This is a genomic window from Umezawaea beigongshangensis, assembly GCF_016464305.1.
Classification (GTDB): Bacteria; Actinomycetota; Actinomycetes; order Mycobacteriales; family Pseudonocardiaceae; genus Umezawaea_A; species Umezawaea_A beigongshangensis.
Window position 1 is genome coordinate 1 of the sequence record NZ_JAEIOJ010000029.1, and the last position, 6395, is coordinate 6395.

At 68.5% G+C, this 6395-nt stretch carries 7 protein-coding genes and 1 pseudogene; 2 read left to right on the forward strand and 6 right to left on the reverse strand.

Annotated elements, in window-relative coordinates; translation table 11 throughout:
• Positions 1-143: 143 nt before the first annotated feature.
• The gene (locus tag IMZ35_RS30085) at positions 144-806 is read right to left on the reverse strand and encodes a choice-of-anchor K domain-containing protein (protein ID WP_267877320.1); all 663 of its coding nucleotides are present in this window, start codon (positions 804-806) and stop codon (positions 144-146) included.
• On the opposite strand from IMZ35_RS30085, the gene IMZ35_RS30090 reads away from it, so the two are divergent.
• Positions 750-1571, forward strand: a complete 822-nt coding sequence (locus IMZ35_RS30090) for a helix-turn-helix domain-containing protein (protein WP_199444614.1) — start codon at positions 750-752, stop codon at positions 1569-1571. The genes IMZ35_RS30085 and IMZ35_RS30090 overlap by 57 nt on opposite strands.
• A gap of 302 nt (positions 1572-1873) precedes the next feature.
• Here the strand turns inward: IMZ35_RS30090 and IMZ35_RS30095 are convergent, their stop codons facing one another.
• The 5 genes and pseudogenes from IMZ35_RS30095 to IMZ35_RS30110 all read right to left on the reverse strand — a co-directional run bounded on the left by IMZ35_RS30095 (position 1874) and on the right by IMZ35_RS30110 (position 5177).
• Positions 1874-2626 carry a hypothetical protein gene (locus tag IMZ35_RS30095; RefSeq protein WP_199444610.1) on the reverse strand — a complete coding sequence of 251 codons (753 nt, stop codon included), beginning with the start codon at positions 2624-2626 and terminating at the stop codon, positions 1874-1876.
• An 88-nt stretch (positions 2627-2714) separates the two neighbouring features.
• Positions 2715-3039 (reverse strand): annotated as a pseudogene (locus tag IMZ35_RS31245) (helix-turn-helix domain-containing protein); the annotation flags it as partial.
• A 222-nt stretch (positions 3040-3261) separates the two neighbouring features.
• Positions 3262-3474 carry a tautomerase family protein gene (locus IMZ35_RS30100; RefSeq protein WP_199444611.1) on the reverse strand — a complete coding sequence of 71 codons (213 nt, stop codon included), beginning with the start codon at positions 3472-3474 and terminating at the stop codon, positions 3262-3264.
• Positions 3475-3504: 30 nt separating this feature from the next.
• On the reverse strand, positions 3505-4425 hold the full coding sequence (locus tag IMZ35_RS30105; RefSeq protein WP_199444615.1) for an SDR family NAD(P)-dependent oxidoreductase: 921 nt from the start codon (positions 4423-4425) through the stop codon (positions 3505-3507).
• The gene (locus IMZ35_RS30110) at positions 4422-5177 is read right to left on the reverse strand and encodes an SDR family oxidoreductase (RefSeq protein WP_199444612.1); all 756 of its coding nucleotides are present in this window, start codon (positions 5175-5177) and stop codon (positions 4422-4424) included. The genes IMZ35_RS30105 and IMZ35_RS30110 overlap by 4 nt, the downstream gene beginning before the upstream one ends.
• 169 nt (positions 5178-5346) lie before the next feature.
• Here IMZ35_RS30110 and IMZ35_RS30115 point away from each other — a divergent pair, with 169 nt between their 5' ends.
• Positions 5347-6204 carry an MmyB family transcriptional regulator gene (locus IMZ35_RS30115; RefSeq protein ID WP_199444613.1) on the forward strand — a complete coding sequence of 286 codons (858 nt, stop codon included), beginning with the start codon at positions 5347-5349 and terminating at the stop codon, positions 6202-6204.
• Positions 6205-6395 lie beyond the last annotated feature (191 nt).

Genomic DNA, 6395 nt, shown 5'->3' on the forward strand with positions numbered 1-6395 from the left:
CTGCGCCTTCGCCACCCTGGCCGCAGCGCTGACCTGCTTCAAGCAACTCACCAAAGCAACCACGTGAGACCGGCTCTAAGAGCGGCACAGGGTCAGAGCCGCTCGTTCGACAGACCCGTAACGGCGGAAAACCCATCCACGGTTCAGCCACCGACCAATGGGTTCGTCCGCTCGAACCTGGCGATGATGTCGGCCTCGTTGTGCCTGCCCTCTGCACTGAGGAATTGGGGAAGCGGTTCGCCGTGGCCGCCCACCAGGAAACCGACGATCGACACCTTGTACTCGACGCCTTCGATGTGCACGATCTCGTTTCCGGAGACCTCCGGCAATTTGACCTTGTCGTCCACGTAGCCAGGCGAGTTGACGGTTTCGACGTGAGAGAAAACAACGGTGCATTTATGCTTGGTACCATCGTCCTTGAAGTCGATGTTGACCTCGAGAGTCGCCTGGAATTCCGTTTGCTGCCCCATCAAGATCACGTAGTTGTGATGCGTGAACGTGCCCAGTGTGACCTCGAACTTGTTGCTACCGTCGTGTTTCGTGTGAGCGAGGGCGCCGGTGAACTCGTACTCGCTCCGCCCGGCGTTCGGGTCACCCGCGGCCGGGACGCCCCATTTGATGTGATCGCTGTCCAGACCGTCGAGCTTCATCTCGGGCGTGTTCGGACCGACGGAGATCCACTTGCCGGTAGTGCGAATTTGGTCTACCACAAGGCGCTCCTTGCGCTTGGAGTTCTCCACGAACGAAGTATGCGCCAACAGTGGTGCGTGCACGAGCGCATCCACATCTACCGAACGGGTGACCATCTGGGGTGGTCCCAGGTCCACTGCTTGGTCTCCCGCACCCCGGAACGGCTCTCGCTGCAGGTGCTGTCCGCGTTCTGTGAAATCCTCGGCTGCATCCCGGCCGACCTGGTGGCCACCACCGCGGAGACCTCCGGCGTCCGCACCAGCGAGACCGGCGCGGTCGTGCAGGTCGTCTACGGCGAGCACGACTGCCGCCGCGCCGATCGGATGCCCGCTGACCCGGCCACGAACACCATGCGCTGCTACCCGATGTGGTGGACCCCCACCGGCGCGCTCACCCCCGTGCTCGACTGGTCCCACAAGTACGTGGTGACCGCCGTGACCACCGACGACCGCACCGGCGGATCCAGCCTCTTCAAGACCGCCTACGAGTACCCCGAGGGCGCCGGCCTGGCACTACGACTCCAACGACCGGGACGCCGCGGCACAGCTACCACCAGCGGTGGGAACACGAATCGGCGTACTACGCCCTGCGCCACACGATCACCGCAGGACGCGTCCTGCGCTCGGGCGACCCGGCCGGAATCGAGCAGGAGATGTGGTCCCTGCTCACGCTCTGCCAACTCCTGCGCACCGTCATGGTCGACGCCGCGGAGTCCCGGCCCGGCACCGACCCGGACCGCTGCGGGTTCACCATCGCCCTGCACGCTGCCCGCGGCCAGGTCGTCCAGGCGACCGGAATCATCGTCGACGACACCGAGGCGACCGGGGTCATCGCGCGTCGGGTCCTGGCCGCGCTCCTTCCGCCCCGCCGCCCACAGGTGAGCACCCGCAAGGTCAGATCCCCGATCTCCCGCTACAGCGAACGCCGCGACGACGGCAGACCCGACCGAAGCCGCACCGTCACCGCCCTCGACATCAGCGTCCTGGAACCCCCCGCAGCCGCAGCCCGCGCTCCCGGGACGACCGCAATATCACCCCCGCCGAGCGCCGCAGGCACCGGATTCTGGTCCTGCTACAGGAAGATCCCACCCGTCTCTGGCGACCCCGCGACATCGCGGCCCACTTCGGCGACATCACCCTCGACATCACGTACAGACAACTCTCCCGCTGGGCCGACAGCGGACTCATCCACAAGATCGGCCCCGGCCTCTACGCCGCCACGACATGGTCGCCGACTTCCTTGCAGGAGAACGGAGATCCTTAACTACCCGGCATTGGGTCTTGACCCTGGATGTCGGACACCAGACACGCCGGTTCACCCCGGATGCGTCGGTGCCCCGCCGCGGGTCCTCCTCCGCGGACCGGAGCACGAGTGCCCTGATCGCGCACAGGGTTGGCGGGCGTCCGGCGCGTTGACCAGTGGTGCAGTTCCACCTTCCGGTGATGCACCAGCGGTCCAGTCCCGGTCCCGTCCACGCGTGCGGCCAGCGCTGGTGGTGTCCAGCCCCCTGCCGCGCGCCCGTGCCACCGCCGAACTCCTCGCCCACACGCTGAGCACCCCGCTCGCGCCCGTCCTCGACGACCTCACCGAGTGGCGGGCGCCGCACTGCGTGCTCGGCCTCGCCCCCGACCAGTGCCGATGGTTGCTGGGCTTGGTCAGCGAGGCGAGTTCCGGGGATCTGCCCGGCCACGGTGAGCTGCTCGGTGTGCCGAGCGGCTCGGCGGAAGGCCGGCAGCGCGGCGAACTCATCGATCAGCCGCGCCGAGGCGGCCTCGCCGAGAACGGCCTGGAACACCTCGTCCTTGGCCTCGCCGATCATGTCGCAGTGCTCCGCAGCGGCCTGGAGGATCTGGCTCCAGGCCGCCTCCTGCGACCACACCGCCAGCACGCCCTGGCGGACGAAGCCGATGTCGGCCCGGTGGATCCAGCCGTGCACGCGCTCCAGTCCCGCATCGTCCCCCCGGCCGCGCCGTACCCCGTTGCTGCCGTGGATCTCGGAGCCCGGCAGGGGGTCGGCCCCGGCCGGGTGTGCTGGCGCGGTTCAGGATCGCGCAGGCCAGTCGGGCGGCGCGTTCACCTGCGGTGCGGAGGTCGTCGGCCAGAGCGACGAGAAGGTCTGCCGCTTCGCGGACGCAGCGCCAGGCGGTGCTGCAGGAGATGTCGAACCCGACGGCGAGGCGGGTGTGGGTGTCGCCGCCTGCCCAGGTGGGCGAGTACGAGCAGCGCCTGACGACCGGGATCGAGGCGCCGCCACCGGGACCGACGTCGCGTCCCCTCCGCGCGGATGAGATCGGCCAGGCGGACGAGGGTGCGGTCGGACAGCGGAATCGCGGCGGGGGAAGACAGCACGGCGAGGCTCCCGGTCGGGGCATCGGATCTTGGTCGACCGCTGTCCTACCGGGAGCCTCGCCCACCGCGCTCCTCACTGCTCAGCCTGCGCCGTGACCTGCACCGTCACGATGAAAAAGGCTCAATAATCGCTGCCACATCAGTCTCCTCAAGGGGTGGGGTGCCGAGCGATGTCGCCCAGGGTCTGGCGCAGCCCCGATCGGGCTGCGCCAGACCCTGCGGTCAGGCGTGCTGCTGCTGGATCTTGGCGAGGGTGAGCACCTCACCGCGGATGCCCCAGCCGCCGTCGGCGACCTCGTCGACGAGCACCATGGTGTTGTCGCGCACGGCATCGCCGAAGGTCTCGGCGTACAGGTCGGTGACCTTCCCAACGAGGGTTTCCTTCTGCTCGGCGGAGAGCGTGCCGGCGGGGACCTTCAGGTTGGCGAATGGCATTGCTGTCTCCTTGTGTCGGAGTCGGTCCGGTCAGCGGTTGCTGCCGGGGGTCAACAGGTCGTCGAGTCCGACACGATGGAAGAACTCGGCGCGGATACGGTCGGCGACCGCGGAGACGACTTCGCTGCCGTCGCGGCTAGGGTCGATGTGGGTGCGGAACGGGCGGGTGCCGGCGGGCATGTCCACGACCCGGGTGATGGCCGCTGCCACCTCGGCCACGTCGGCGTCGGGTGGGATCAGGGCGGCGAGTTTGCTGTTCAGCTTCGCTACGAGGTCGCCGTAGCGGTTGTCGTAGGAGGCTGCCCGCTGGGTGTCGGCCGGTGCTGCGGCGTTGGCGAAGTGGTTCGTCCCGGAGGTGAAGGCGCCGGGCACGACGATCGTGGTGTCGATGCCGAACCGGATGATCTCGGCGGCGTAGCTGACGGCCAGGGCGTCCATCGCCGCCTTCGCCGCGAAGTACGGGCCGACGAATGGGGGTGTGCCACCGCGGGTGCTGGACGAGCCCACCCAGACCAACAGCCCCCCGCCCTGACCGCGCAGGTGCGGCAGGGCCGCGCGGTTGACGCGCTGAGTGCCGAGCACGTTGACGTCGTACAGCGAGGCGAGTTGCTGCACAGTGAAGGCCTCGGCTGGACCGAGCACCATGTGGCCCGCGTTGTGCACCACCACGTCAAGGCGGCCCGACTTCTCGATCACCTGAGTGATGGCGGCGTCGGCGGAGTCCTGGGACGTCACGTCCAGCTCCACCGCCTGTAGGTCCACTCCGTGGTCGGCGGTGTAGCGGTTGAGGTCGGCCACGGCGGTTGCGTTGCGGCCGGTGATCTGCCGGATGCCGGCATAGACCGTGTGGCCCGCGTCCGCGAGGGCACGTACGGTCAGCGCGCCGATGCCGCTGGACGCGCCGGTGAGGAGAATGGTCTTGCCCGTGTTGAACGCTCCTTCGGCCGTCAGATGATGCCGCCGTTGGCGCGGACAACCTGGCCGTTGACCCAGCGACCGGCGGGGCCGGACAGGAACGCGACGACGTCGGCGATGTCCGTCGGCGTGCCGAGACGTTCCAGCGGGGGCTGGGCGGCCAGCCGGGTGATGGTCGCCTCGTCCTTGCCCTCCAGGAACAGGTCCGTCGCGGTGGGGCCGGGTGCCACCGCGTTGACAGTGATGTTCCGGCCGCGCAGTTCCCTCGCCAGGATCAGCGTCAGCGCTTCGACCGCGCCCTTGCTGGCGCTGTAGGCGCCGTAACCCGGGAAGGCCAGCCCCACCACCGAGGTGGAGAAGGTGACGATGGCGCCGCCGTCGCGTATCCGCCGTGCGGCTTGCTGCGCGACCACGAACGTGCCGCGGATGTTGGTGCGGTGCAAGTCGTCCAACATCGTCAGGTCCAGTTCGGCGATCGTTGACGTGTGGGCCCGACCGGCGGCGTGTACCACCACGTCTACGCCGCCGAACGTCGTCTGGGCCGCGTCGAAGAGCGCCGTGACCGCCGTTTCGTCCGCGACGTCGGCACGTAGCGCGATCGCCTTCCCGCCGCCTGCGGTTATCTCCTTGACCGCGGTGTCCGCTTCGCCTTGGTTGCTGGCGTATCCGACGACGACGGCGAAACCGTCACCGGCGAGTCGGCGCGCCGACTCGCGACCGATACCGCGTGAGCCGCCGGTGACGACAGCCACACGGGTGTGGCCGTCGTGCGTCGTGTTGGTTGTCATGGTTCTCTATCCCGTTTCTTCGCCCGGCATGAGGGGTGTCAGTTTCGGGCCCGTAGGTCCGTCGTGTTCCTCTCGACCTTGGCCGGGCCGGCGACGGGTAACCAGGCGCCGTTTACCCAGGGGTTGCCATCCCCTGGCAGCCGAGCGCGGACCGGGCGAGACTGGTTGGGTGAACCTCGCTGAACTGGGACTGTTCCTGCAGTCGCGGCGGTCCCGGATAACCCCGGCCGAAGTCGGTCTCCCCGCCGGGCCGCGTCGTCGGGTGATCGGATTGCGCCGCGACGAGGTCGCCCAGCTGGCCAGCGCGTCGGTGGACTACTACATCGAACTGGAACGCGGCCGCGGCGCGCAGCCCTCTACGCAGATGCTGGCCGCCCTGGCCCGGGCGCTCCGCCTCGACGCCGACGAACGCGAACACCTGTTCCGTCTCGCCGGCCGGCCCGCTCCGGCGGTGCACGGCAACGCGGTACACGTGCCACCCGCCATGCTCGCGCTGCTCGACCGGCTGGACACCACCCCGGCGCAGATCATCACCGACCTGCACGAAACCGTCGTGCAGAACCGGCTCGCCGCGGCCCTGCTCGGCCCGCCTGCTCACCACACCGGGCCTGCGGCCAGCTTCCTGTACCGCTGGTTCACCGACCCCGACAGCCGGTCCATCTATCCCGAAGAGGACCATCCGCACCACTCGAAGGTTTTGGTCTGCGACCTCCGAGCCGCTGTGGCCCGCCGCGACCACGACGGTCCGGCCACCGAGATGCTCACCCGCCTACGCCGCGCCAGCGCCGAGTTCACGGCGCTGTGGGACAGCGGCGACGTCGCCGTGCGTCGCGGCGAACGCAAGCGCATCAACCATCCCGCTCTCGGTGTCCTCGACATCAACTGCCAGAACCTGTTCAGCGAGGACGGCCGGCAACGCCTGCAGTTCTTCACCGCCCCTGCGGGCAGCCCCGCCATCGAGCAGCTGCAACTCCTCGGGGTAATCGGCATCCAGGATCTCGCCTCGGCGCCACCGACGTCGACTTGAGCCCGCGCATCTGTGCGGTTCATGAGCCTGGCCCGCTCCATCATCTGCTACCGCCGACTCATCAAATGATCATTCTGTTAGGACTTGTTAGACCTCCTAACACAATGGGGTGACGCTGCACCTGCGCTGTTGAGCAGGATGATCGTCGGGCCGATGAGTGGGTGTGTCGAAGCCATGGCTGGTCGATGACG

Coding starts and splice junctions, on each gene's coding strand:
- IMZ35_RS30090 (WP_199444614.1), top strand. CDS start 750: ATGCGCCAACAGTGGTGCGTGCACGAGCGCATCCACATCTACCGAACG.
- IMZ35_RS30085 (WP_267877320.1), bottom strand. CDS start 806: ATGGTCACCCGTTCGGTAGATGTGGATGCGCTCGTGCACGCACCACTG.
- IMZ35_RS30100 (WP_199444611.1), bottom strand. CDS start 3,474: ATGCCATTCGCCAACCTGAAGGTCCCCGCCGGCACGCTCTCCGCCGAG.
- IMZ35_RS30110 (WP_199444612.1), bottom strand. CDS start 5,177: ATGACAACCAACACGACGCACGACGGCCACACCCGTGTGGCTGTCGTC.